The organism is Salinisphaera sp. G21_0 (genome assembly GCF_017744115.1).
GTDB lineage: Bacteria > Pseudomonadota > Gammaproteobacteria > Pseudomonadales > Endozoicomonadaceae > Endozoicomonas.
Window position 1 is genome coordinate 43,507 of sequence record NZ_JAGHQW010000004.1, and the last position, 25,697, is coordinate 69,203.

At 50.4% G+C, this 25,697-nt stretch carries 18 protein-coding genes; 12 read left to right on the plus strand and 6 right to left on the minus strand.

The window, feature by feature from the left end:
* Window positions 1-93: 93 nt before the first annotated feature.
* The 8 genes from yidD to J7439_RS02965 all read left to right on the plus strand — a co-directional run bounded on the left by yidD (window position 94) and on the right by J7439_RS02965 (window position 11,392).
* Window positions 94-420 carry a membrane protein insertion efficiency factor YidD gene (gene yidD / locus J7439_RS02930; protein ID WP_209200268.1) on the plus strand — a complete coding sequence of 109 codons (327 nt, stop codon included), beginning with the start codon at window positions 94-96 and terminating at the stop codon, window positions 418-420.
* Complete coding sequence (gene yidC / locus J7439_RS02935) at window positions 396-2,060, plus strand: membrane protein insertase YidC (RefSeq protein WP_209200269.1); 1,665 nt, start codon at window positions 396-398, stop codon at window positions 2,058-2,060. The genes yidD and yidC overlap by 25 nt, the downstream gene beginning before the upstream one ends.
* A gap of 219 nt (window positions 2,061-2,279) precedes the next feature.
* The gene (locus J7439_RS02940) at window positions 2,280-5,348 is read left to right on the plus strand and encodes a FimV/HubP-related protein (RefSeq protein ID WP_209200270.1); all 3,069 of its coding nucleotides are present in this window, start codon (window positions 2,280-2,282) and stop codon (window positions 5,346-5,348) included.
* A 66-nt stretch (window positions 5,349-5,414) separates the two neighbouring features.
* The gene (gene mnmE / locus J7439_RS02945) at window positions 5,415-6,803 is read left to right on the plus strand and encodes a tRNA uridine-5-carboxymethylaminomethyl(34) synthesis GTPase MnmE (RefSeq protein ID WP_209200271.1); all 1,389 of its coding nucleotides are present in this window, start codon (window positions 5,415-5,417) and stop codon (window positions 6,801-6,803) included.
* A gap of 227 nt (window positions 6,804-7,030) precedes the next feature.
* Window positions 7,031-7,249, plus strand: coding sequence for an F-box protein (locus J7439_RS02950; RefSeq protein WP_209200272.1), 219 nt, complete (start codon window positions 7,031-7,033; stop codon window positions 7,247-7,249).
* Between the two features lie 100 nt (window positions 7,250-7,349).
* Window positions 7,350-7,790 (plus strand): WD40 repeat domain-containing protein, encoded by a 441-nt coding sequence (locus J7439_RS02955; RefSeq protein ID WP_209200273.1) that lies wholly within the window; start codon window positions 7,350-7,352, stop codon window positions 7,788-7,790.
* 263 nt (window positions 7,791-8,053) lie between these two features.
* The gene (locus J7439_RS02960; protein ID WP_209200274.1) at window positions 8,054-9,568 is read left to right on the plus strand and encodes an F-box/WD repeat-containing protein; all 1,515 of its coding nucleotides are present in this window, start codon (window positions 8,054-8,056) and stop codon (window positions 9,566-9,568) included.
* 363 nt (window positions 9,569-9,931) lie between these two features.
* Entirely contained in the window at window positions 9,932-11,392 is a 1,461-nt protein-coding gene (locus J7439_RS02965; RefSeq protein WP_209200275.1) for a WD40 repeat domain-containing protein, read from the plus strand.
* 86 nt (window positions 11,393-11,478) lie between these two features.
* Here J7439_RS02965 and J7439_RS02970 read toward each other — a convergent pair whose 3' ends face one another.
* From J7439_RS02970 to J7439_RS02995, 6 genes are all read right to left on the minus strand, one after another.
* On the minus strand, window positions 11,479-13,695 hold the full coding sequence (locus J7439_RS02970; protein ID WP_209200276.1) for a TonB-dependent receptor: 2,217 nt from the start codon (window positions 13,693-13,695) through the stop codon (window positions 11,479-11,481).
* Between the two features lie 98 nt (window positions 13,696-13,793).
* Window positions 13,794-15,812 (minus strand): iron ABC transporter permease, encoded by a 2,019-nt coding sequence (locus tag J7439_RS02975; protein WP_209200277.1) that lies wholly within the window; start codon window positions 15,810-15,812, stop codon window positions 13,794-13,796.
* Window positions 15,809-16,729 (minus strand): iron-siderophore ABC transporter substrate-binding protein, encoded by a 921-nt coding sequence (locus tag J7439_RS02980; RefSeq protein ID WP_209200278.1) that lies wholly within the window; start codon window positions 16,727-16,729, stop codon window positions 15,809-15,811. Before J7439_RS02980 ends, J7439_RS02975 begins: the two co-directional genes overlap by 4 nt.
* The gene (locus J7439_RS02985) at window positions 16,730-17,572 is read right to left on the minus strand and encodes an ABC transporter ATP-binding protein (RefSeq protein ID WP_209200279.1); all 843 of its coding nucleotides are present in this window, start codon (window positions 17,570-17,572) and stop codon (window positions 16,730-16,732) included. It lies immediately after the preceding gene.
* Between the two features lie 117 nt (window positions 17,573-17,689).
* On the minus strand, window positions 17,690-18,082 hold the full coding sequence (locus tag J7439_RS02990; RefSeq protein WP_209200280.1) for a hypothetical protein: 393 nt from the start codon (window positions 18,080-18,082) through the stop codon (window positions 17,690-17,692).
* A complete protein-coding gene (locus J7439_RS02995; protein ID WP_209200281.1) occupies window positions 18,064-19,239 on the minus strand; it encodes an MFS transporter in 1,176 nt (391 codons plus the stop codon). The genes J7439_RS02990 and J7439_RS02995 overlap by 19 nt, the downstream gene beginning before the upstream one ends.
* A gap of 376 nt (window positions 19,240-19,615) precedes the next feature.
* Here J7439_RS02995 and J7439_RS03000 point away from each other — a divergent pair, with 376 nt between their 5' ends.
* The 4 genes from J7439_RS03000 to J7439_RS03015 are packed head-to-tail and all read left to right on the plus strand — an operon-like array spanning window position 19,616 to window position 25,697.
* On the plus strand, window positions 19,616-21,490 hold the full coding sequence (locus J7439_RS03000; protein ID WP_209200282.1) for an IucA/IucC family protein: 1,875 nt from the start codon (window positions 19,616-19,618) through the stop codon (window positions 21,488-21,490).
* 36 nt (window positions 21,491-21,526) lie between these two features.
* On the plus strand, window positions 21,527-22,555 hold the full coding sequence (locus J7439_RS03005; protein WP_209200283.1) for a GNAT family N-acetyltransferase: 1,029 nt from the start codon (window positions 21,527-21,529) through the stop codon (window positions 22,553-22,555).
* Window positions 22,552-24,363: an IucA/IucC family protein gene (locus J7439_RS03010; RefSeq protein WP_209200284.1), complete on the plus strand. Its 1,812-nt coding sequence runs from the start codon at window positions 22,552-22,554 to the stop codon at window positions 24,361-24,363. The genes J7439_RS03005 and J7439_RS03010 overlap by 4 nt, the downstream gene beginning before the upstream one ends.
* Window positions 24,360-25,697: a lysine N(6)-hydroxylase/L-ornithine N(5)-oxygenase family protein gene (locus J7439_RS03015; protein WP_209200285.1), complete on the plus strand. Its 1,338-nt coding sequence runs from the start codon at window positions 24,360-24,362 to the stop codon at window positions 25,695-25,697. The genes J7439_RS03010 and J7439_RS03015 overlap by 4 nt, the downstream gene beginning before the upstream one ends.

Genomic DNA, 25,697 nt, shown 5'->3' on the forward strand with positions numbered 1-25,697 from the left:
TAATAAGCAATAAGGCTTTGATCTGGCTGAAGGCTTGCTATAGAGCCAAGGGCTTTCTACAGGACTAAAGGCACTGACAAAATGAAGGCATTTATGGGCAGATTAGCAACTATCCCCCGGTCATTTCTGACCGGACTGATCAGGATATATCGCTATGCGCTAAGTCCTCTGATGCCCAGCCGGTGCCGCTTTTACCCCTCTTGCTCTGCCTACGGCCTGGAAGCCTTAAATCGTCATGGTTTTCTGACTGGTAGCAAGCTTATCTTGCTCCGACTACTGAGGTGCCACCCCTGGCATCCAGGAGGATTTGACCCGGTACCGGAAAAAGATTCTGGTGATCATCGGACACAATCAGACAATCATATTCATTCACCTGAATGTGTGGCCCGGAACTCATGGATTTCCAAAGAACACTCCTGATCGGCGCTATTGCTGTAGTTGGTGTTTTAACACTGCAGCAATGGAATGAAGACTATCCCGGTACGCCGAAGTCGGCATCCGTCGCTCACTCCGTATCCAGCAGTCAAGCTGGTTCCGATCTGCCGTCGATGACTGATGGCAACGCTATTCCCGCCACCGACGATGGTGCGGTAAAACCTTCTGCCCAGCTTATCAGCGTCAGGACCAATACCATTGATGCGCTGATTGACCCTGCCGGTGGCGATATCATCAGCCTGACCCTGCCACAATACCCGGCATGGTTGCCGGAAGAAGGTGAGCCAACGGTGCCTTTCCAGCTTCTGGTGAACAGCCCGGACTGTCAGGGAGAAACCACCTGTGTATTCACTGCACAGAGTGCGCTGGCAAAAACCGATGGCCCGGACGCGAACAATCTTCGCGGGGTTTACCAGGTAAAGCAGGCCAATTACACGCTTGAGGATGGTGAGAACACGTTGACCGTTGACCTCCATAAAACCATGGATGGCGTCGACATTACCAAAACCTTCACCTTCTATCGTGACCGCTACGATGTTGCTGTTCATTACCAGGTGATCAATAACAGCAATAAGGTGTGGCGTGATCAGTTTTATGCCCAGCTGAAGCGGGATAATTCAGAAGATCCAAGTCAGCTTAACTCCAAAGCGCCAATGAACACTTATCTGGGCGCGGCGGTTCGCTCTAATGATGAGCCTTACGCCAAGCTGCCTTTTGATGATTTTGCTGATAAGGCATTCGCTGAGCGGGTTCAGGGTGGTTATGCCGCCATGCTCCAGCACTACTTTGTCAGTGCCTGGGTTCCTGATCAGCAGAAAGCCCATCAGTATTACACCAAGCAGAACAAAGATGGCTACAACTTCGTCGGCTTCTATGACGATGCCATGGTGGCCCAGCCTGGTGAAACCATCGAGACCGGTGCCACTTTGTATGTTGGCCCAAAGAACCAGGAAAACCTGAAGTCTCTGTCCGATGGTCTTGAGCTGACCGTTGACTACGGCATGCTCTGGTTCCTGGCGCAGCCACTGTTCACCATCCTGAAGTGGATTCACTCTCTGGTTGGCAACTGGGGCTGGTCCATCATTCTGCTGACAGTACTGGTCAAGGCGGTATTCTATCCATTGAATGCCACCAGTTTCCGGTCCATGGCGAAAATGCGCAAACTGGGGCCCAAGCTTCAGGAGATGAAAGAGAAGTATGGCGATGATCGCCAGAAAATGTCTCAGGCCATGATGGAGCTGTACAAGAAAGAGAAGGTCAACCCGATGGGGGGCTGTCTGCCGATTCTGGTCCAGATGCCGGTGTTCATTGCCCTGTACTGGACTCTGCTGGAGTCGGTGGAGTTGCGTCAGGCTCCATGGCTGGGCTGGATTCACGACCTGTCCCAGATGGATCCGTACTTTATCCTGCCACTGATCATGGGGGCTTCGATGTTCATTCAGCAGATGCTGAACCCGACACCGCCAGATCCTGTGCAGGCTAAAGTGATGAAGATGATGCCGGTGATCTTCACCTTCTTTTTCCTGTTCTTCCCGGCGGGTCTGGTTCTGTACTGGGTGACCAACAACGTGCTGTCGATTATCCAGCAGTACATTATTACCCGGAAAATCGAACAAGAAGGCTAAGCCTTTCGCGAAGCAGCTTTCCCGGTTAAAGCTGCTTCGCTCTCCCTCTTCTCCTCAACCTCGCTTTGATAAAACCCTATCCTGAAAAGAGCCTGCCCATACTCATTCTGATGCGGTAAAAAATAGCGTCTGAATTTTCTACAGTTGCTCTGGGCTGAACCGATAAACAGTTAGTAACTTGGCCTTCCCACGTTGGGCTAACTGGAAAAGATCAGCAACATGATTAAAAAACTGATAAGCACAGCCATAGTAAGCAGTGTTATCGGGAGCGCATCAGCCAATCCTGAGCTGGGGTACATGACTATTGGTACTGATCAGTACCAACTATTCAATGCGACCATTGCCATTGATGCTCTGCCGTCAGAACTTACCAACAAGAAGCTGAAGGTAAAGCTTGGGTCTATTACCGAATTTTCCCGGCATAATATTGAGTATGACAAGCAGGTCTCCAGTCTGCGGTTTAAAGTGGCCAGGGATAGCGATGGCAAGCCGCTGATCAAGGTTCGCTCGGTTCGGGAAATTACCTCCAGCGAACTGAAGGCTGTGATCAAGTTGACGGTGGGGAGTCAGAAAATATATGGGATCTATAATTTCAAGTTAACGCCCGGTAACGAACAGCAGGTTACCTTAAATCTGCTTAACGCTGACCATCAGCCTGAACAGCCGATCACAACCGCCAAAGCCCGACAGCCCTACGCTACGGCTCAGCCATTACCCTCTGAGACCAGTATTACCGCTTCAGACGCAGACTTTCTTACGATGTCTTCCGCCGGGCATTACCGGGTCAAGGCGGGACAAAGTATCAGTGGCATTGCCATGGAGTTGCTGCCCCGGTATCCGGAGGTGGCCAACTGGCGAACACTGATGAACCAGCTGGCCTCTCTGAACCCAGAGGCCTTCATCAATGGCGATATCAATAAACTGCGGGTTAATGCGCAGTTACAACTGCCAGGACATCTCCGGGAAAACAATCAGGTCATCGACCAACCGTCATGGGCTTCGGTAAAAACATCTGACACTGCCAAGGGCAAGACCAACGTTGCGCACAGTCAACACAGGCAAGCACCTTCGACGGTCAGCCACTCGTTAAACTCAACAATTATCATCAAAGACCTGCCAGAAGGCCTTGCCGGCAAAGACAACCTTAAGGTTCAGTTGGGCTCAATTACCGACTATTACCGACAAGGCATCGATTATAATCAGCAGGTTGCAGGTCTTCAGTTTGATATAACGGCGAATAACAACAGAGAAACGGTGCTCAGGGCTCGCTCGACCCGTGACATCAATGCCAGGCAACTGACGGCTGTGGTCAGGTTTTCGGCGGGAAGAAAAAAGGCCTATGGTGTTTATGAAATTCGTCCCGGTAACAATGGGCGACACATTGCTTTTAACCTGTTAGATATCAAGGGCGGGAAAAAGCCTCAGGTTGTCAAGAATAACGTCCCGGCAAAAACACCCGGTGACAGTGCCAAGAAGCAGGCGTTGGCCGCATTAAGCAGCAAACTGAAGTCGTATGAACAGGAACCGAACCATTCTTCCGACCAATCGGTTCATCAGGATACCTCACCGTCAAAGACCTCTGGTGATGTTGCCAAAACACAGGCATTGGCAGCATTACGTAAGAAAATGAATGGATATAAGCAGGCCAGGGAAAACCGTCCATCCGGGACAGCAGATAACGTATTTACCGGAAGGATCAACCGTAACGATGCTCAACCCTCTTCTATGGCAGGGCAGAAAACTTACCGCGTTGCCAAAGGTGAAAGTCTAAGCTCTATAGCCATGAAGCTAAGCAACGCTTATCCGGGCAGCTGGCGAGAGGTAATGAAAGGTCTGGTAAGCAGTAACCCCGGTGTATTTATTGGCGGTGATATTAACAAGATACGTGTAGGAACCCTGTTAAACCTCCCTGACGCCGGTCATTCTGATCGTCTTGATAAAGCCATGCCCCGTGGCAATTTGATGGCAGGACAGAAAACTTACCGGGTTGCCAAAGGTGACACGCTAAGCACTATCGCCATGAGGCTAAGCAAGGCTGACCCCGGCTCGATGGGCTGGCGGTGGATAATGAAAGGTCTGGTGAGAAATAACCTTGATGCATTTATCGGCGGTGATATCAACAAGATACCCGCAGGAACCCTGCTAAACCTCCCTGATGCCCGTCAAAATGATCATCTCTATAGAGTAGCGGCTGGCGACAATGTCAGTACGATTGCCTGGAGAATGCAGTATAAATATCCCCATCCCACTGGATGGCGAGGGGTGATGCAACAGATCGTCTATATGAACCCCGGGGCTTTCACTGACGGTAATCCAAACAGGCTACGGGCGAATGAAATACTGATCATGCCCGATGCCGGTGCTGTTGAGATTGAGGCGGAAAATCAGGAGTTGGCCGAGCAGCAGCCAGAAATAAAGAGATCAAACGCTGATAGTCACCGTAAGCGGCAGGAATTACGGCAGAAGTTAGCAGAAATAGCCAAAAAGAGGGCCGCTGCCGCTCAGCAGTCATCAGCAGCACAGACATCTGATACGAAAAGCAATCAGCCGAAAAAAACACATCAGGCGTTAGCAAAGCAAGAGCAGAGGTTCTCTCCCACTTCGGAGCAAGCAGAAGCGCAGACAGCAAATACCGATATTTACCGTAAGCCGGAAAAAACGCATCAGACGTTGGCAAAGCTGGACCGAAAAATGCCATCAATGCCTGCAGAGCAGCCGGTGCAGCAGACAGCAGAAACTATTTATAAGGTCACTGCAAGTCAGAGTCTTGCTGCCATTGCCCATAAGTTGATACCCGATTATCCACAGTTCGACAGCTGGTATGACTTACTCCAGGAACTGGCAAAGCTAAACCCCTCACTGTTTGTAAATAATGATATTGGTGCAATCAGAAAAGGGACTGTGTTGCAGCTACCAGAGAAACAATCCCCCAAACACTCTATGGATGGCACATCGACATCATCCAAACCGGTGGAGCGTATTCAAGGGGAACCCCTCAGCGTAAGACCGCCTGAGGAAACCACAGGGAATGTGACCGCCCCTTCATACAACAAAATCAGTAACTCACTGCTGTCCAGAACCGGAAAGACTCCGGTATACAAGGTCCCTGAAGGCTATACCATCAGCATGGTGGCGATTAAACTGTTACCTCTGTATCCGGACTATGACAACTGGACATCCTTGATGAAGGACCTCTATAAACTCAACCCGGATGCTTTTATCAACAGAGATATCAACAAGCTCCGTGACAACAGCCAGTTGAAACTGCCCCGCAGGATAAGCTCATGATCCTGTACTAAAACAGGCACCGGGCATAGACTATGCCATCGTTTTAGCAGTTACCGATGGCTCGTTATGTCTGATTTCAGCAACCTTCACCAGGATACCATTGTCGCCCAGGCCACAGCCCCCGGTCGTGGAGGCGTGGGTATTATTCGGGTGTCGGGTCCTGATGCCCTGCGTGTGGCAAGAGAAGTACTGAAGCTGGAGCCTAAACCGCGCTTTGCCCACTACACCCCATTTCATGATGCCTGTGGCCAGATTCTGGATGAAGGCATCGCGCTATATTTTCCCAACCCCAACTCCTTTACCGGTGAGGATGTGCTTGAGCTTCAGGGCCATGGTGGCCCCATCATCCTTGATCTGCTGCTGAAACGCATTCTGGCGCTTGGCGTCCGTCAGGCAAACCCGGGAGAGTTCTCCGAGCGGGCTTTTCTGAATGACAAACTGGATCTTGCCCAGGCTGAGGCCATTGCCGACCTGATCGACAGCACTTCCGAGCAGGCGGCACGTTCCGCCTTACGCTCACTGCAGGGCGCTTTCTCGCAACGGGTCAATGCACTGGTTGAGTCTTTGATCGAACTGAGAATCTATGTTGAGGCCGCTATCGACTTCCCGGAAGAGGAAATTGATTTCCTGAACGATGGCAAAGTCACCGGTGAGCTGGCCAGTATCTCGCAACAGCTTGGTGAGGTTATCCGTGAAGCGGGCCAGGGCGCGATTCTCAGGGATGGCATGACCGTAGTGATTGCCGGTCGGCCCAATGCCGGAAAATCCAGCCTGATGAATGTTCTGGCTGGCCGGGACACGGCCATTGTCACCGATATTGCCGGCACTACCCGGGATGTATTGAAAGAACATATCAATATCGATGGCATGCCACTGCATGTGATTGATACCGCCGGTCTGCGTGAAACCGAAGACCGGGTGGAACAGATTGGTGTCGAGCGGGCTTTTAAAGCCATTGAAGAGGCTGACCGGGTGTTGCTGATGGTGGATGGATCATCAACCGAAGCAACCCATGCTCATGATATCTGGCCTGAGTTTGCCGACCGTTTGCCCGTTCAGGAGAAACTGACCATCATTCGCAATAAAATCGACCTTACCGGCGAGCAGCCCGGGTTTTCAGAAGTTGATGGTGTTCCGGTTATACGACTCTGTGCCTGTAATAACCAGAAAAGCGAGCGCGGGGTTGGTGCTCTCCGGGAGCACCTGAAAGCCTGTATGGGATTTGAAGGTGCTATGGAAGGCAGCTTTTCTGCCAGGCGTCGCCACCTGGAAGCGTTGCGACAGGCGGGAGAGTATATTGAAAACGGCCGTCAACAACTGGAGCACCTTGGCGCCGGTGAGCTGCTCGCCGAGGACCTTCGCCTTGCTCAGAAAGCCCTGGGAGAAATTACCGGCACCTTTTCCAGTGATGATCTGCTGGGTCGCATCTTTTCGTCCTTCTGTATCGGGAAGTAACCGGTAGAAATTTAAAGACCGGGTTTGGCAGGAATGATCCACATTTTTCATAATGTGGATTCAATAAGTACTCCCCGCCCTATCGGGCATTCTAAGATTGCTCTGAGAACCTTCCTGCTTCAATACTCCTTCCCTTATTGCAGCAATACTTCTTTACTGGGTGCTGAATACTTACGTTTTATTGTCTTTTCGGGAAAAGAACTTCAGAGCTATTCATTAGAGGCTGTATGGGTAAACATATCGCGGTTAAGGCTGATAATTCCGTTAACCAATACCCGGTAACAAACCCGCCCGATCCCCAGACGGGAGAAAAAACTACGAAGGGGGTATCGATTGTTCCTCCTCAACAGATGTCACCTTTACAGGCATTACCGGATGAGATCCTGGTTGAAATTGCTGACTACCTGCCTGTGGTTGATATTAGATGCCTGTTCTTTAACAAATAAGCGTTTAATTACACTTTTCAACTCAGAAGAAAAACTGAAAAAACTGGCCGCTCAATATTATGGCTCTGCCTCTGATGCCTATAGAAAAATGATTGAAAACATGGATATACCTGCTGTTCCGGGTAATGAAATTTATGACCCTTTATTACGGCTTGCTTATCATCGCTACGTAAGCAATAAATATCTGGAAAGTAATCCCCTGCAAACCTCCGTGATGACGCTGAATGGGCATACCGGTTGGGTGACCTGTGTTACGATATTGCCCGATGGGCGGCTGGTTTCCTGTTCTTATGATGGGACTATTAAGGTGTGGGACCTGAGCAAGCCCAACGGCCAGCAATGTGTGGCGACACTGAAAGAGCATACCAAAGAAGTGCTCTTTGTTACGCCATTGCCCGGTGGGCGACTGGCTTCCTGCTCTCTTGACGAGACCATAAAGTTGTGGGACCTGGGCAAGCCAGACGGGCTGCAATGCATGGTAAAGCTGAATGAGCAGCCGACTTCCTGCTCCCCCCCGCGAAAAAGAAGAAAAATCGTTTAATGATGTAAAAATTACCGGTGGTATCTGAAGTGAAAGTTGCCGCACAATGGCCTGCCTTGAGTCCTGATCATGTTTCCGGGACCGTATTCCTGCATTCACTAATTCATTTATTTATTGAGTTAACGACGTTTTTATCGTCGGGCAGGGAAGTGGATAGGGATTAACTCTTTATCGGGGCCGAGTGATATAACCTGAATTCAGGCAAGCTGATTTTTGCATTTCCGGTAAAAGAACTTTAGGGCTGTTTACCGGTCAGAGGTGGTGTGAAAAAAAATATCGCTGATATTGATACCATTTACCCTGACCACTACCAGGGAACAAGCACGTGTGGTAACCAGGCAGGAGACACAACGACAGAGGGGGTTTCGGTTGTTCCTCCGGAACAGGTGTCGCCTTTACTGGCATTGCCAAATGAGCTCCTGATTAAAATTTCTGACTACCTGTCTTTCGTTGATGTTAGTCACCTGGCTACAACCAGTAAGCGTTTGATTACACTTTTCAACACAGAAGAAAAACTGAAAAAACTGGCCCTTCAATATTATGGCTCTGACCTTGAAGCCTATAGAAAACTGATTGAAGACCGGGATATACATATACCTGCTGTTCCGAACAATGAAATTTATGACCCGGTATTACGGCTTGCTTATCATCGATGCTTAAGCGATCAATACCTGGCTTCTCTGGAAAATAATACCTGGCAAGCCTGGGTGGCAACGAAAAGGCATACTGTCGGGGTGAACTCAGTCACACCATTAGCCGATGGGCAACGGACTTCCTGCCTGGGGCTTACTGATCATCGAAACGCAAGTAATAAATACCTGAAGTTTCTGGGAATTAATACCCAAAAAACCTGCGTGGCGACACTTAAGGAGCACACTGACAGGGTGAGCTCAGTCACGGCGTTGGCCGATGGGCGGCTGGTTTCCTGTTCTTTTGACAAGACCCTGAAGGTGTGGGATCTGAAGCAGCCCGACGGGCAGCAATGTGTGGAGACGCTCAATGGACATGCTGGCAGGGTGAACTCAGTCACGACATTGTACGACGGGCGGCTAGTTTCCTGCTCTGATGACAAGACCCTGAAGGTGTGGGATCTGAACCAGCCCGACGGGCAGCAATGTGTGGCGACGCTGAATGGACATACTGGCAGTGTGAAATCAATTACGACACTGGCCGATGGGCGATTGGCTTCCTGCTCTACTGACAGGACCGTAAAGATCTGGGATCTGAACAAGCCCGACGGGCAGCAATGTGTGGCGACGCTGGATAGTCATAAGTCATGGGTGTACTCAGTTACGCAATTGCCTGATGGGCTGCTGGTTTCCTCCTCTGAGGACGAGACCGTCAAGGTGTGGGATCTTGGCAATTTCCGGGGGCCTCCCTGCGTGGCAACGTTGCATGGGCATATTGACAGGGTGAACTCAGTCGCGCCATTGGCCGGTAAGCAGCTGGTTTCCTGCTCTTCTGACAAGACCGTAAAGGTGTGGGATCTGAGCAATCTTTACGGGCAGCCCTGCGTGGCGACGCTGCGTGAGCATACCGGCGTGGTGAACTCAGTCACGTTATTGCCCGATGGGCGGCTAGCTTCCTGCTCTTTTGACAAGACAGTAAGGGTATGGGATCTGAGCTTGCCCGACGGAGAGCCATGTGTGGCGACACTGCATGGGCATACCGGCTGGGTGGTCTTTGTTACGTCATTGCCCGGTGGGCGGCTGGCTTCATGCTCTTTTGACAAGACTGTAAAGGTATGGGATCTGAGAGAGCCCGACGGGGTAGGGTAGCCATGCGTGGCGGCGTAGAATGTGCACACCGACGGGGTGAACGAAAGTTATGGATGGACGGCTGGCTCCTTGTTCCCCTCCTCATAAAAGAAGAAAAATCGTTTAAAGATGTAAAAAATAGCAGTGGTATCTTATGAAAGTTGCCACGCAGTGGCCTGTCTTGATCCCTTATTCTGTCTTCAGGACCGGATTCATGCGCTCATTAATTCATTTATTAAGTTAACGATTTTTTTATAGTCGGGTCAGGAGGTGAATAGGGTTTTACTCTTTATCAGGGCGGAGTGATATAACCTGAATTCAAGCAGACTGATTATTTTATTTCCGGGAAAAGAACTTTAGAGCTATTCACTGGTCAGAGACTGCATGGCTAATCGTATCGCTGATAACGCTAACGGTTCTTCCCCTCATTATCCCCGGGAAACACATCCATCGGGCAACCAGACAGGGGAAAAAACGACTGAGGGTATTTCGGTTGTCCATCCGGAACAGGTGTCGTCTTTGATGGTATTGCCAAATGAACTCCTGGTTAAAATTTCTAACGACTTGTCTTTCGTTGATGTTAGAAGCCTGGCTTTAACAAATAAGCGTTTAATGACACTGTTCAACACAGAAGAAAAACTGAAAAAACTAGCCATTCAATATTATGGCTCTGCCTTTGAAGCCTATAGAAAAATAATCAGAAACAGGGAGGTACCCGCTGTTCCTGGCAATAAAATTCATGACCGTTTATTACGGCTTGCCTATTATCGATTCGTAAGCAATCAATACTTTGCTGACCTGGGAGGCAAAGCCAGGAGAGCCTGTGTGGCATTTCTGAAAGGGCATAACAGGAGTGTGAACTCAGTTACGGCATTGGCCAATGGTTTGCTGGCTTCCTGTGCTGATGACCGGGCCGTGAAGTTGTGGGATCTGGGCAGGTCAGGTCGGCGCAAATGCGTGGTGACGCTAATTGGGCATACTGAAAGGGTGAACTCAGTCACGTTATTGCCTGATGGACGGCTGGCTTCCTGTTCTGATGACGGGACTGTAAAGGTGTGGGATCTAAGCAAGCCCGACGGCCAGCAATGTGTGGCGACACTGTATGGGCATACCTATCGGGTGAACTCAGTCACGTTATTGCCCGATGGGCGGCTGGCTTCCTGCTCTAATGATCGAACCGTAAAGGTGTGGGATCTGGGCAAGCCCGACAGCCAGCAATGCGTGGCGACGCTGCATGGGCATGGCGACTGGGTGAACTCAGTCACGGTATTGCCTGATGGACGGCTGGCTTCCTGCTCTAATGACAAGACCGTAAAGGTGTGGGATCTCGGTCAGCAGCGCGTGGTGACGCTGAACGGGCATACTAACTGGGTGCAGTCCGTCACGGTATTGGCCGATGGGCAACTGGCTTCCTGCTGTTATGACCATACCGTAAAGGTGTGGGATCTGGGCAAGCCCGACGGCCAGCAATGTGTGGTGACGCTGAATGGTCATACCGGCATAGTGTTATCAGTCACGCAATTGCCTGATGGGCGTCTGGCTTCCTGCTCGGGTCCTTATGACCTGAGCGTAAGAGTGTGGGATCTGAGCAAGCCCGACGATCAGCAATGTGTGGCAATTCTGAAGGGGCATTCAGCTTGTGTGAAATCCGTCACAGCATTGCCTGATGGGGGGCTGGCTTCCTGTTCTCTTGACGGGACCATAAGGGTGTGGCGTCTGAACAAACTCGACAAGAAGCGACGGAGGGTGACACCCCATGGAAAACACAACCGGTTGAAATCAGCCCAGACCGGTGGGCGGCTGGATTCCTGCTCACCTCCCACGAAAAAGAAGAGAATTCGTTGATTGATAATGTAAAAACAAGCTGTCGTATATCAGTAACCTGACAAACTGAGCCCGCAACGAAATGTCAACAGGCTCTTGATGCCTTATCAGTACTCGACCCGGTAGCTCAGGTTATAGGCTCGACCTTCAGCCTTGTGTGCACTGATACCACTGTAGGTTGTCCTTGCCCACTGGCTGTATACGGTCTCGTAGTCTTCATTCAACAGGTTGGTTATGCCTGCTTTAAGGGTGCCCATGGGAAGGTCATAGGAAACCAGAAGGTCAACGGTTGTGTATCCATCAATTTCACGGTCTGTCACCGTCTGGCTGGAAGAACTGTAACTTTTCCCCTTGTCATAATCCAGGAAGGTCATGGATTGCAGACGGACATTAAGATCTCCCTGATCATAAGCGACAAACGTTGTAAATTTCTCCGGTGAGACATCCGCCGCTTGCAGATCCAGCCACTCTCCTATTTCCTTGTAATAGCTGCGCCCTTCAGTAAAGGCGTAAGTACCCCCGACGTACCAGTAATCATTCAGGAAATATTCAATAGCGCCCTCAATACCGTAGACTTTTCTTTTTTGATCCAGCAGGTCTACATTATGATCCGCATTAAAGGCGATGGTTTTGTCCGATTCATTGTAGAAGACGGAGACATTGGCAATGATATTGTCAAAGTTACCCCGCCATCCAAGCTCGTAACTATCCGTCTTGATGGCATCGAGGTTGGCTTCAGAAATATTGGTTCTCTGAAGTGGCAGGTTATTAAGAAGACCACTATCCGGGGAGACCGTATTACGAAGAATTCTCGACGCATCGGGCACATCAAAACCCTGTGAGTAATTAGCGAACAGTTCATTACTTTGATTCAGATGGAAGACGAAGCCAAGATTAAACAGCGTATCGTCGTATTTTCTAACGGCACCTTCCAGTGGAGTTTTTGTTATCCCTAATTGTGGTGCAATCCAAGTTTCAGCGAGAGGCATATGATCACTGATATCCAGCCTTGCACGCTCATACCTGATACCGCCATTCAGCGTCAGCTGTGAGGTTAAATCATAGGAGGTTTGCAAATAAAGCCCAAGGGTTTTGGTTTCAACATCAGGACCATATTCATACTCTGGGCCTGTGGGCTCAATAACTCTGCCACCACTGGCTATATATTTTGCTAAATCATGCAGCTGCCCTCTTTGCTCGCCATCGTCCACATCATAATCAAGGCCGTAGGAAAGCTTGAGCTGATTATTCAGCGAACGGTCAAGGTTCAGTTTTACTCCAAAAACCTCAGCGGTAGACGTCGATTGGTTTATAAATGTACCTACTCCTCGAATGACGTTGGGATAGGGAAAGAATCGGGCTTCACGCTCACGATAGTAGGTCTGGGCCTGAAGGTTATTGCCCAGGAAATCGTCGTCTTTATAAACAAGGTCAATAGACTGCCGCTGACTGTAAGGCTGATTTTCCAGCTCAAGTCCTTTCAGGGCTGCGGGTGAGTCGGCAATATTGCCAGTCGGTAAGGATGAAATGTCGGGGGCATAATCAGAATCCATCTGGTCATCAAAGAATTGCAGCGTTGCCTCCAGTCGCTGCTGGTCGTTCAGGTCATACCCAAGTTTAATCAGTGCATCTTTGCTATCGGTATCCATGCGGCTGACCTGGGATGGATCAGGGTTAACCCGGTTACCGTCTGCATCAAAAATACCGCCGCGACTTTCGTAGGTGCCACTGAGCAGGTAGTCAAAATCACCGGAGCGGCCACTGATATTCTGGTTAAGTGTCCAGGTGGTCAGTTCATCACCGGATACCTTGAACCCTGCTTCCGAAGCAAACTGCAACTCATCGGTTTCAGGCTTACGGGTAATCACATTGATAATCCCGCCGGTAGCGCCGCCACCATAAATCGCACTGGCACCAGAGATAACCTCGATGCGTTCAATATTTTCTGGCCGGATAGAGTTCAGTTGACGACTGATCTGACGGTTCTCCGTTTGAGCAATGCCATCGATCAGGATCAATGCTCTACGGCCACGGAGACTCTGGGTTCTGTCTGTCACCGTTTGCGTACTGGGCCCAAACCCGGGAATCACCTGTTCCAGAACATCCGCCAGCTTCTGTCCTGGCTGGGATTGCTGAATGATCTCCTGCTGGCCGATCACCTGAACAGTCCCCGAAATATTGGAGACGCTGGATTCTGACCGGGAGGCGGTAACCACTATCTGGTCCAGGGTAGTCACCGATGTCTCTGAAGCCGTTGTTGCCTGAGCGGCGGTAACCAGAGAAATCGCCGCCATGAGTGGCAGAGGTATTTTTTTACTGTTCATTTTTCGACTTTTCCATGAGTAATGATTGTCATTCTTATTGAGTCCTTATAGTTATTCAGGGCCTGCTTCCTGCAGGCCTCTTTACTTCTTTTATTAAGTTAACGACGCTGGATGTATTTTCCGCTGAGCAGCAGAAGGATGAAGTAAATACCACCGGCACCGGAAACCAGAAGGCCTGAGGGTATTTCAAAGGGGGCGATAACGGTTCGTGATAACCAGTCACTGCTGACCAGTAACAATGCCCCGGTAATGGCTGCTGCGGGAATAAGATGACGGTGACTGGACATACCGGTCACTCTGCAAATATGGGGAGCCATCAATCCTACAAAAGAAACCCCACCTACCGCTGCCACACTGACTGCACTGAGCAACGCGACGATTATCAGCAACAGCGCAATCGTGACGGATACACGAATACCGAGCAGTGTGGGCAGATAGGCACCAAGCTGAAGAATATCGAGCCTGCGCCACATCATCCACAAAGTGGGAAGCAGGATTATAACGGCTGAAAACAGGGGATAGGTGCGTTCATCCGTCACGGCATAGGTGCTGCCGGAAAGCCAGATCAGCACTTCACTGGACTGGTTGCTGCCCAGAACCAGCACCATACTGATCAGGGTGGCGGAAACCGCAGAAAGGCACAGGCCGCCCAGGGCAAATAATAGTGGATTGAAACCGGTCAGACGGCTCAGGGTCAACAATAGAGCCAACGCAAAACCACTGCCGAATATGGCTAACAGCATCAAACCAAAACTGTCTATTCCCGGGTAGAGGACGGCACCCAGCACAATAAATAAAACAGCGGTTGTCGTTAATCCTGATACATCCGGGCTGGTCAGTGGATTTCGGGTTAATGTTTGTAAAACGAGACCGGAAACCCCAAGTGCCGCACCCGCAAATGCAGCGCTCATGACCCTGGGCCAGCGCAGGTGCATAAACGTCATCTCTATCTGGCTGAACAGGCTCAGTCCCATCAACACCAGGCACAGTGCGGACAGAACGGCCAGGGTGCGGTTGGGGTTCATAGGGAAAAGCGCACGGATCCCCGTTTCTCCCGGTGTTGTCACCTGTGCACTGACCCGGTTTCTCCGCGTCAGCAGAAAGATCATAAACGGGGCTCCAACAATGGTGGTCATGACACCGGCAGGAAAGCTGTAATGGGAGTCCGAGACCATTATCGGGATCAATCGTGCGGCAATATCAGCGCTGAGCAGCAACAATGCCCCCACCACCGAAGCCAGCAGCAGTCGCGACCATACCGACTGACAGCCCAGGCCCCGGGCAATATGAGGTGCGATCAGGCCAACAAAACTGATCATCCCCACCTGACTGACGACGGTAGAAGACAAAATCACGGCAATCAGCAAAGAAAAACCAACGGCATGGCGCACATTTACCCCAAGGGTTTGGGCCTGTTCTGCCCCCAGGGCAATCAGGTCAAGTTGCCGGGCAAAGAATAACGCGATAAGGGTGAACAGCAGGATTATTGGCCCGCTGTGCTGAACCGCCTGAAAATCGAACTGGGAGAGATTACCGGCACCCCAGGTATACAACCCATCCAGACGGTTTTCGAAAAACATCAGCATGCCAGCACTGATGGCACCGAAGGACAGGGTGATTGCCATCCCCACCAGTACCAGGTTAACCGGCGAATGGCTGATGGCACTGGCCAGACGGAAGACCAGTAATGTGGTGATTATTGCACCGGTAAATGCCACCACGACCGGGTATTGCCCGGTAATGTCCGGCAGCAATACCGATCCCATGACAATCGCAACCATGGCCCCGGCATTAACGCCTAGGGTTGCAGGGCTGGCAAAGGGGTTTCTGGTTGCGCACTGAATCAGTACTCCGGCCGCACCAAGGGCTGCACCACAGAGTAAAGCCATCAGGGTTCTGGGCAGTAACAACCAGGTAACAATGGTTGCATTGAGGGGCTGATGCTCGCGGATACTCCCGCCCGGTACTGACGATGGAAAAAATGGCATATCAACCAGCAAACTGGCGTCAATTCCTGATGGGCCGGTCATTAATGATATTGCCACGGCCACCACATACAGCAGAAATACCGACAGGAAGACGGTGGTTGCTTTAAAGGGGACGGAGTAACTCATCATGCCTCCGGTACCAGTTGTGACACGATTGCCGTTGCCATGCGGTTTGCGGACAGCGGTCCTCCGAAGGACCACAGTGCCGGCAAATAGTGAACCCGCCCTTCTCTGACCGCCGGGATAGCCTGCCATACTGGAGAACGGGTCATGGCCGGAAGGTCATCAGGCTGACTACCGATAATAAGCAGGCTGGCATTCCCGATGGTGGTCAGCTTTAACAGGTCAACATGGGTAAAGTCCCGCCCTGGCAGAGCGCTGTGCCAGCTATTCACCAGACCCAGCTCATTAACGATGGCCCCCGCCATGGACGCATCGGCATAGACCCTGAGCCCAAGGCCCATTCCCACAAATTTGCCAACGACCACTGACTGTCCGGTCATACCGGCTTGCTGGATACGACGTCGTGCCTGATCCATTAATAGCTCCATTTCCCGCAGCTTTTGCTCTGCCAGAGTCGTCCGGTCGATCAGTCGGGCGACAGAGCGAAAGACACTCTGCATCCTGTGGTAGTAGTTTGATGGGGTGTCTGTTGTGGGATACTGGGTAAAGAGCACCGTGGGAGCAATGGCTTCCAGCTCTGAAATAATTCGATTGTGTCGCCATTGGTAGCCCAGTATTAAATCCGGCTTGAGCGCCGCAATGGCCTCAAGTGATGGTTCGGATCTTAAGCCCAGCTCCTGAACCCCGTCTGGCATTACCGGACTATTGGATTGCCACTCCTTATACCCTTTGATTGACGTGACACCCGCAGGTGTAATACCCAGAGTCAGCAACATTTCCGCCTGGGTCCAATTAAGGGCGGCGATTTTATCGGGTATTTTTTCACCTGAATCGAAAGAGGATGCCCCGGCTGACTGAACAGTGGCGAGTAGCAACAGTAAGGTAAAAGCAATGTGTAGCCTGGCATTGAAAGAAACTGACATTCAGGCCACTTCCTTGTCTGATACACTCAGCACCGGTTGTAGTAAATGCTCAGTCGTACTGTTAGCCGATGGCAAAAACAGACAGTGATCATAGCCTTCCGGCTGAACTCTGGTGGTCTTAACACCGAATACATCTGCAATCACTTCCGTGTCGAGTACCCGGTCCGCCCTGCCCTTTCGCAGCAGATCTCCATGGTTCATCAACACCACATCATCACTGAACTGCAGCGCCTGATTAAGGTCGTGAAGAACCCAGGCGACTGTCGTATTTTGCTCACGGTTCAACGTCCGGACAATATCAAGCAGCTGGAGTTGATGGGCAATATCAAGCCATGAGGTGGGCTCATCCAGCAATAAGATACCGGTCTCCTGAGCCAGGATCATCGCCAGCCATACCCGCTGCATTTCTCCACCGGACAGGTGATCGACCCGTGTCTTTGCGAAGTCCGCCATGTCCACCCGAGCCAAGGCTGTGTTGATTGCCTGATGATCACTGGATTTCATCCGGCCAAAGGGGCCGGCATGAGGGTAACGACCACAGGCGACCAGTTCAGAAACTGACATTCCCAAAGGTACGGGTGAGTGCTGAGGTAACAGTGCCAGCTTCCGGGCCAGCGCTTTTCTGTGCCATTGAAGCAGTGGTTTTCCTGCAAGCAACACTTCTCCGCCATCCGGCGTGATCAAACCGGAAAGCATCTTTAACAGCGTGCTTTTGCCCGAACCATTGGGGCCGAGAATGGCGGTTATTCTGCCGGGAGCCAACTCAAGGCTGATCGGCTTGATCACCTGCTTGCCATTAACACGGTAACTTGCCTGATTAAGGCGGAGTGTATGATTAGACATCCATTTTTCTTTTTTTGATGAACTGTGTCGTTTGTCTCAGGCTGATCCGTTTTCTGCTGGTTTATTGATCAGTTGCTTTGAGATGGTTGCGAATGATATTGATTATCATTTGATCGTTCAAGTGATTTTCTTGTTATCCTGTATTCGGGTCATTGCCCAATCCTTTGCTTCACTCCAATCCAGGCACGCCTTCATGGGAAACGGCATGGCACTTTGCATGTTTTTACTGACTACACGGTCGCCCTCTTGTTCCGAGCCAACCAGTCTGGCGACACCAGTACAATATAAACCCAGCAACTCCCGCTTCTCCTTAAACCAGAGCCCAAGCAATTTACGGGCTACGGGTGAAAATTCACTATTAGGCTGTGCATGTATTACCATGCTGAAGGGCTCTTTTCTGTCCAGAAGCCCGGATAACTCATGTAACCAATCCCGTGCATCCTGATCCGTTGCCGGAGCATTAAAGCGGATGGTAACCATGGGCCAACCCATCATTTGAATCGCAGACATAATGACTTCCCGTGTTCATGATCAACCCATAAAAAAGTGATCATCAGTGATACGCTGGCAACCAGCACCCCGACCAACTCCTGCTGCCAGCCATTACTATTAATCGTGCCGGCCAGCAATGCACCCAGCGTATAGCCAATGGTATGAATCATAGTGAGCATGCCGGTAAGCGCACCCTGCTGACGGCTGGCCTGAGCAGATGCCAACGCTGTATAAGCTGGTGTTAATAAAGCAACCGAAGCGGCGCTGATGGTCATTCCGCTGGCCAGCCAGAACAGGTTCTTACCAGTCACCATGAACATAGTGCCAATCAGCAACAACACACTCCCACACTTCAATGCCATGACCAGATTTCGCTGAACCCACCGGGCAGCGACCAGATGGGCAATAATGGTCGACAGTGCTGCCAGCATCATCAGGATTGACAGTAATCGGGTGGTGGTTACTCCATCATGAACAATAAGATGAAGTCGGGGACCGGCCAGGTATTGCAGAAACCCAAACAGCGTTGTGACTGAGCACGCCAGTAGCAGCAATGGCCAGGTCTCTGCCATTAATAAGCGCACATAGCCATTACGGCCCCCTGACACCTTGTCATGCCTTACTGATACCACGGGTAAAATGACCAGCATAATGAGGAAAACCATGGCCAGCAGCGATACCGCACCGAGAGGAAAAGCACTTCCCCAACCGATAAGTAAGGCTGGAACCAGGGGGCCTGATAGCCGACCCACATTAATACCTGCTGTGATGCGGCTGAGCATTCTGGCCCGATTTACTCGGGCACTGTCGTCAATTACCCATGCCTGAACCGCCGGATACAAGCCAGATGCAAGCAGCCCATAGATGATGCGGGCAGAGAACATCAAGAAAATTGCCTGCTGTTGATTCAGCACGCCAGACACAACTCCCTGAATAGACAGGGCCAGCATCAAAAAGCTCAGGGCTATGCCGACAGTACCCGAGATGATTACAGGTATACGACCATAGTTATCTGATATTCGTCCCCAGATGGGGGCCGATAGGATAAACAGTCCGGTACCGAGAGCAACCATGACACTGAGCACACCGTAGCCAATTCCGGTCTCTTCCAGAATGGCTGGCAGACTGATCAGCAGCGTTGTCTGGCCAGTTCCCAGCAGGAATACCGCAATCAAACGACAAAAGTTATTCCGGCCTGAGCGTTGCCCGGAATGTGTGTCTGTTGAAACGGGATATAACGCATTTTCCGGCATGTTTAATTCTCAACACTGCACATTTATTATTCAATTTGTTGCAAATGATAATTGTTATCATATAGGATAGCAACCCAATCCAGGATGGGTTCAATTTTAAAAAATGGAAATAACAGACTGTTGAAAAAGAAAATGGGTTGCTGGATAAGTTAAGAATTGATGACTAACCCGTATTAAAAATTTTAATAACTAACTCTCAACAACGTTGCTGATGAGAGCGTAATTCGTTGAACCTTTAAAAACTGAAATAATAATGATGTCCTCAGACTCAAAACTAAAACATTCGGCTGATAAAATAATGTCCGGCACATCCTCCGGTGGCGTGAATGATCAATGGCTTGGTAATGCAGCTATGATCAGAAACCAGGCTGAAGTGCTGAGCGCTAACTGTTTTTTTAATGCGCTCCTGCGGGAATGGCAAGGCTGGACATTTCATAAAGCCAGTGAATTTAAGGCGATAGAGCGTTATCGATCACAATTCATCTCTGCAACGGGGAAGAATATTGATCGTGTGATCAATATTCCTGTCAATGATTCATCGTTATTGGTATTTATCAGTCACTTTTCAATTACCGGGCGTCACCAGTTTTTAATGCCAGTGATTTTATCAAGCCCGGCAAAAGCAACGGCTATTCCCGTCACTTTTATGGAGGCTGTTCAGTTGCTGGTAACCGGGGATATTCTCTGGCAGAGCGATCCACAGACCCGGAGACATTTCCTGCAACGGATTCATCACAGTGTTAACAATATTGAAACCAATCTGAGAGCCCGTCAGCCATCATTAGACGACATTTTTAACGGTCCCGGGGATTTTCAGACTTCAGAACAGTCACTGCTGACAGGGCACTCTGTCCATCCCTGCCCGAAAAGTCGTGATCAATTCAGTCAGGATGATGCCGCCCGATATATGCCGGAGTTTGGTCGCAGCTTCCAGCTCCACTGGTTTGCCATAGACTCCGACCTACTCGATGACGACAGTGTTCATACACTGTCGTTCAGTGAACTGACCAGACAACTGGCAGAAGAAGACAAAAGCTTTCCTGCAGCGTTACTCCATGCAACCCCTGAGCATCAAACGCTCTTGCCCGCCCACCCATGGCAGGCCCAGCAGTGGCTGAAAAGCAGCTACATACGTCAGTTGATTCAGGAAAAGAAACTGGTTGATTATGGATTAAAGGGCAGTGACTGGAGAGCAACATCATCTGTACGTTCCCTACATGCCAGCCACGCGTCTTTTATGTTGAAGTATTCACTCAGCGTAAAACTGACCAACTCCGTACGTCATCTGTTGCCTAAAGAGGTGATTCGCGGCAAAGAGATCCATCAGGTGAAATATCATAGGTCCATTGGCACGGAAATGAAGCAGCGCTACCCGGACTTTGAGGTGATCACCGAGCCTGCCCATGGGGCTATCAGGGGGCCGGATGGGCAGATATTGCCAGAGACCATGATGGTTCTCCGGGAAAATCCATTCAATAACCCTCAATCATTGAAGGGAACCGAGTTACTGGCCAGCCTGACCCAGGATAATCCCAGCGGTGAATCAAGGCTGGTTACACTTATCCGGAAACTGGCTGACAAAGAGCAGCTTTCGCCAGAAAGGATAGCTCTTCGCTGGTTTAACCAATACCTGTCAACCGTCGTAGAACCGCTAATGATTGGCCAGTCAGACTTTGGTCTTTTATTTGGTGCCCATCAGCAGAACCTGTTGATCACCCTGAAACAGGGTTATCCCCGGAAAGTCTATTTCCGTGATTGTCAGGGAACGGGCTACAGCCATATAGCCCGTGAGCTTCTTGCGGAGACGATCTCAGAAGAAACCAGACAGCAGGAGCATCATGTGGATGGTGAGCTGGGCAACTGGCTGTTTACCTATTATCTGATCATCAATTCCACCTTTGGTGTCATCAGTGCCCTTGGGGCCGGACAAGTCACCTCCGAGCCTTCACTGCTGATTGTTCTAAGGGAATTTCTGGTGAAACTCAGAGCGTCTGATCCCAGAGACCCCCGTTGTCTGGACTACATTCTCAATAGCCCTGAGCTCTGGTCAAAAGGCAACTTTTATTGCTCTTACTGCGATATGAATGAGAACACCCTGGAGAATCCTCTGGCAGTGTATCACCCACTATCGAACCCGCTGGTCGGGTTGTCACAGGACGAACTTCTACCTTAATCGCCAATCGCCAAAAATCCGTAAACAGGGACAGCAATGACAACAACAATGAAACTTCCGGGAAAAACATTGCCGGGTATTCTGAATCCGGAGATAACACTGAAGCCTCTCAGCGCCAACACACTGTTGATCAATGATGCTACCACTTCGCTGCATTTGAGCATCTATGGCACCGACAGGCTGGTTATTTCTCCTGCCAATAGCTCCGACCAGCAGGACAGGATTCCCGCTCATCTTATGGCGGCAGGCCTGGATTATCTGTATGCAAACCATCCAATGCTGGAACAAATTCACTTGTCCCCCCTGCTATCTGAACGGCTGGAGCCAGAGTCATGGTTACATGCTATCGATCAGACTTCCGGGGAGAGCATTAACGTCAGAACCGGCTTTTATCAGAATCGAACGCTCTGGCATTGGCAGAACAGCAGCGTTCTGACGCCGGAAATCTGGACGGAAAACAGCAATGGCATTTCCCATCCGCTGCGACCATTACAACCTTCTGGTGTCGTTTATCAGCGTTATGATTATCAAAATGATCTCACTATCTCGTTCCGTTCCATTGATCCAGAGGAAGACCTGGCCACTTTTCATCAGTGGATGAATCAGCCGCGAGTTGCTGAGTTCTGGGAACTGGCAAAGAGCAGGGAAGAGCTGCGCAACTACCTTCAAACGCTGCTCAAAGACAGAAAATCCTGGCCCCTGGTCGGCAGCATTAACGGTGAACCTTTTGGTTACTTTGAGCTTTACTGGGCGATGGAAGATCGCATAGCTCCCTATTATGACTGCCAGCCATGGGACCGAGGTTTTCATCTTCTGGTGGGAAACCCGGACTTCCTGGGAAAACGGTTTTCCAACAGCTGGACCAAATCCATAACCCACTTCCTCTATCTGGATGATCCGAGAACCGGCCGATTGGTTGGCGAGCCAAGGGCTGACAATCGGCGTTTATTGAAATTGCTGGCACCTGCCGGCTGGTCGTTTGTTAAAACGTTTGATTTCCCCCATAAACGGGCAGCCCTGGTAAACGGTTATCGACGTACGTTTTTCAGGGAGGTACAGCTATGAATCAGGCAGTCACACAATGTCTACTGAAGAGTCCACTGAAGACCAAACCCTCCTCTTTCTGGTTACAGGCTAACCAACGATTGCTGGCCAAAAGTCTCAGTGAACTGAGCTGGGAAGAAGCGATTGTGCCACTGGAGCTTGATAACGGTGATTTCACCCTGGAGCTGCAAAGTGGCACCAGCTATCAGTTCGCCGCCTGGCGAACCATCTGGGATCAATTGATCATTGACCCGGCCTCCATTATTCGCACCGGCCCTGATGGTCAGCGCTGGTCATTTTCCGATGTCAGTCAGTTCTTTATTGATGCCCGGACGGAACTTCATCTTACGTCAGTAATATTGGCAAACTTTCTGGAAGAGCTGGCCAACACCCTGATGGCCGAAGTCAGGGTACAGCAGAACTACCATCAAAAAACCGCCGCTGAGCTGATTGACCTGACCGATGATGAGCTCCAATGTTATCTGGATGGTCACCCGAAAGTGACCGTCAGCAAAGGCCGTATCGGTTGGGGGTTCAATGACTATGAGTCCTATGCCACCGAATTTCTGCCGGATATTCAACTGGAATGGCTGGCCGTCAACCGAGAGCATTGTCAGCTATCCAAAATAGACGACCTTTCTGAGCAGGCATTATTGTCTGCTGTGCTTGATACAGAGGCTCAGGCCAGGCTTTTAGGCGTCTTTCATGGAATGAATTTAACAGCAGACGCGTATTTCCTGCTGCCGGTTCACCCATGGCAATGGCAAAACAAGCTGGTGAATTTATTTGCTGGTGAGATTGCTGCGGGTCGTATCGTTCATCTGGGGGCTTTTGGTGATCCCATGTTGCCGCAACAGTCTCTGCGTACGCTATCAAACCGGCAGAGACCCAAACAGTTGAATATCAAGTTGCCGCTCTCGATTTTAAACACCTCCTGCTATCGGGGTATTCCCGGTCAATACATCAAGGCCGGGCCGATGATATCCAGGTGGCTGGCCAATATTGTGGATAGTGACCCAACGCTGGCAGACCGGGGAGTCATCGTCCTCGAAGAGCCCGCGGGAGCCTTCTACCCCAACCCGATATTTACCCGGATTGAGGATGCCCCCTATCGTTATCATGAGATGCTGGGCTGCATCTGGCGACAGAGTGTACACGACAAAATCAAGGCATCTGAACGTGCTGTCCTGATCTCCACCCTGTTTCAGCGCGATGGTTTCAATGAGCCGCTAATCCATGAGTACATACGACGTTCAGGGCTGTCTGCCAGGCAATGGTTGACCCGGCTCTTCGATTCGGTGGTCATCCCACTCTACCATTTGCTCTGTAAATACGGTGTTGGCCTTGTGGCCCATGGTCAGAATGTCACGGTGGTTCTTGAGCATCATCAGCCTGTGCGTGTTGCTCTTAAAGATTTTCAGGGTGACTTGCGTCTTGTTGATCAGGACTTTCCTGAGCTTGAAAGCCTGAGTGACTATGCCCGCTCAGTAACTGCGAGACTGCCCGCTGAATACCTTATCCATGACCTGCAGACGGGGCACTTTGTCAGCGTTCTGCGTTTTATTTCTGCTTGCCTGGCGGAAAAAGGGTTTTCGGAGGTGGACTTTTACGGACTCCTTGGTAAGCAACTGCAGTTGTATATGAAAGCACACCCGGAACTTAACGGGCGATTTAAAATCTTTGACCTGTTCCAACCGGAAATGGCCCGTGTTTGCCTGAACAGAGTCCGGTTCAAACAGGGTTATGGTGACGCCAGTGAACGTCCACTGCCGGAACTGGGTACACCGCTTAACAACCCATTAGCAACAACATTCAGGGAAGTGCCATGAGATTGCAAAAAATCACGGATTGCGAAACCGATATTCTGGAACTGGCCGGACTGGGTGCCGGGCCATTCAATTTGAGCCTGGCCGCCCTGCTCGATAGTCAGCCTGCCATTTCAACCCGGTTTTTTGACAAAAAAGCAACCTTTGGCTGGCATCCGGGTTTAATGCTTCCGGGGGCTCATATGCAAACTTCCTGCCTGAAAGACCTGGTTACCGCTGTTCAGCCTACAAGCCCGTGGTCGTTTATTTCATTTCTGGTCAATAAAGGCCGTTTTTATTCATTTCTGTCGACTGAAAAAATGGTCATCAGCCGTACAGAGTTTGTTGAATACCTGAGCTGGGTGGCAAATAACCTGAGTTCGGTAACGTTTGATACTGAAATTCGGGAAGTCAGCTTTACTGATCATCACTTTGTGCTGAAGTCTGACCATCAATCCTTTAAAGCCAGAAATCTCTGTCTGGGCACCGGTAAATCACCCCATACCCCTGAGTGTACCCGGCGATGGCTCGGCCCGCACTGCTTCCATGCCGGTAGCCTGATGACTCGGGATATAGATTTATCCAATAAACGGGTGGCGGTTATTGGTGGCGGACAGACCGGGGCCGAAGTCTTCCTGAACTGTCTGCGAGGCCAATGGGGAAAGGTTGCCCAGGTGAACTGGGTATCCCGGCGAGCGGGTTTTGAACCTCTGGATGAAAGCCCCTTTACCAATGAGTATTTCACCCCGGGCTATGTCGGCCAGTTTCTGTCACTACCCGATGATAAAAAAGAGCACATCGTCAATTATCAAAAGCTGGCCAGTGATGGGATTACCCCGGCCTATCTGCTGGAACTCTACCGGGAGCTTTATGACCAAACCTATCTGGACAATGATGATGTAAGCTGGCAATTGCTGCCGGATCGAACGTTAGCGGATATGTCCTTAACGCCCACAGGCTATTATGATCTGCGTTTATTCAATGCATTGTCAGAATGTGATGAAAGACTGGCCGCTGACGTGGTTATTCTATGCACTGGTTTCCAGAATACACTGCCTGAGTATCTGGAACCGATTCGGGAACGGTTAACGCTGGATCAGCAAAATCGATTCCAGCTATCCCCAGGTTTCAAAGTGGCCTGGGATGGCCCGGAGGACCGCCGGATTTATGCGGTGAATGCCGGTTTGCACAGTCATGGCATTGTTGAGCCGCAGTTAAGCCTCACAGCCTGGCGCTCAGCAACCATCATCAATGACTTGATGAACGAAGACGTCTTTCCGGTTAATCAACCACCCGGTTTTATCAACTGGCTGAGTAATACGGATTTTCTGCCCAATAGCAAAGGAGAAAATGGGTAG

Excerpts from the sequence above, each read along its gene's own strand:
- J7439_RS02985 (WP_209200279.1), bottom strand. The coding sequence starts at position 17,572 with ATGTCTAATCATACACTCCGCCTTAATCAGGCAAGTTACCGTGTTAAT.
- J7439_RS03000 (WP_209200282.1), top strand. The coding sequence starts at position 19,616 with ATGTCCGGCACATCCTCCGGTGGCGTGAATGATCAATGGCTTGGTAAT.
- yidD (WP_209200268.1), top strand. The coding sequence starts at position 94 with ATGGGCAGATTAGCAACTATCCCCCGGTCATTTCTGACCGGACTGATC.
- J7439_RS03015 (WP_209200285.1), top strand. The coding sequence starts at position 24,360 with ATGAGATTGCAAAAAATCACGGATTGCGAAACCGATATTCTGGAACTG.
- J7439_RS02955 (WP_209200273.1), top strand. The coding sequence starts at position 7,350 with ATGGATATACCTGCTGTTCCGGGTAATGAAATTTATGACCCTTTATTA.
- J7439_RS02965 (WP_209200275.1), top strand. The coding sequence starts at position 9,932 with ATGGCTAATCGTATCGCTGATAACGCTAACGGTTCTTCCCCTCATTAT.
- J7439_RS02975 (WP_209200277.1), bottom strand. The coding sequence starts at position 15,812 with ATGATGAGTTACTCCGTCCCCTTTAAAGCAACCACCGTCTTCCTGTCG.
- J7439_RS02990 (WP_209200280.1), bottom strand. The coding sequence starts at position 18,082 with ATGTCTGCGATTCAAATGATGGGTTGGCCCATGGTTACCATCCGCTTT.
- J7439_RS02940 (WP_209200270.1), top strand. The coding sequence starts at position 2,280 with ATGATTAAAAAACTGATAAGCACAGCCATAGTAAGCAGTGTTATCGGG.
- mnmE (WP_209200271.1), top strand. The coding sequence starts at position 5,415 with ATGTCTGATTTCAGCAACCTTCACCAGGATACCATTGTCGCCCAGGCC.
- J7439_RS03010 (WP_209200284.1), top strand. The coding sequence starts at position 22,552 with ATGAATCAGGCAGTCACACAATGTCTACTGAAGAGTCCACTGAAGACC.
- J7439_RS03005 (WP_209200283.1), top strand. The coding sequence starts at position 21,527 with ATGACAACAACAATGAAACTTCCGGGAAAAACATTGCCGGGTATTCTG.
- yidC (WP_209200269.1), top strand. The coding sequence starts at position 396 with ATGGATTTCCAAAGAACACTCCTGATCGGCGCTATTGCTGTAGTTGGT.
- J7439_RS02970 (WP_209200276.1), bottom strand. The coding sequence starts at position 13,695 with ATGAACAGTAAAAAAATACCTCTGCCACTCATGGCGGCGATTTCTCTG.
- J7439_RS02950 (WP_209200272.1), top strand. The coding sequence starts at position 7,031 with ATGGGTAAACATATCGCGGTTAAGGCTGATAATTCCGTTAACCAATAC.
- J7439_RS02980 (WP_209200278.1), bottom strand. The coding sequence starts at position 16,729 with ATGTCAGTTTCTTTCAATGCCAGGCTACACATTGCTTTTACCTTACTG.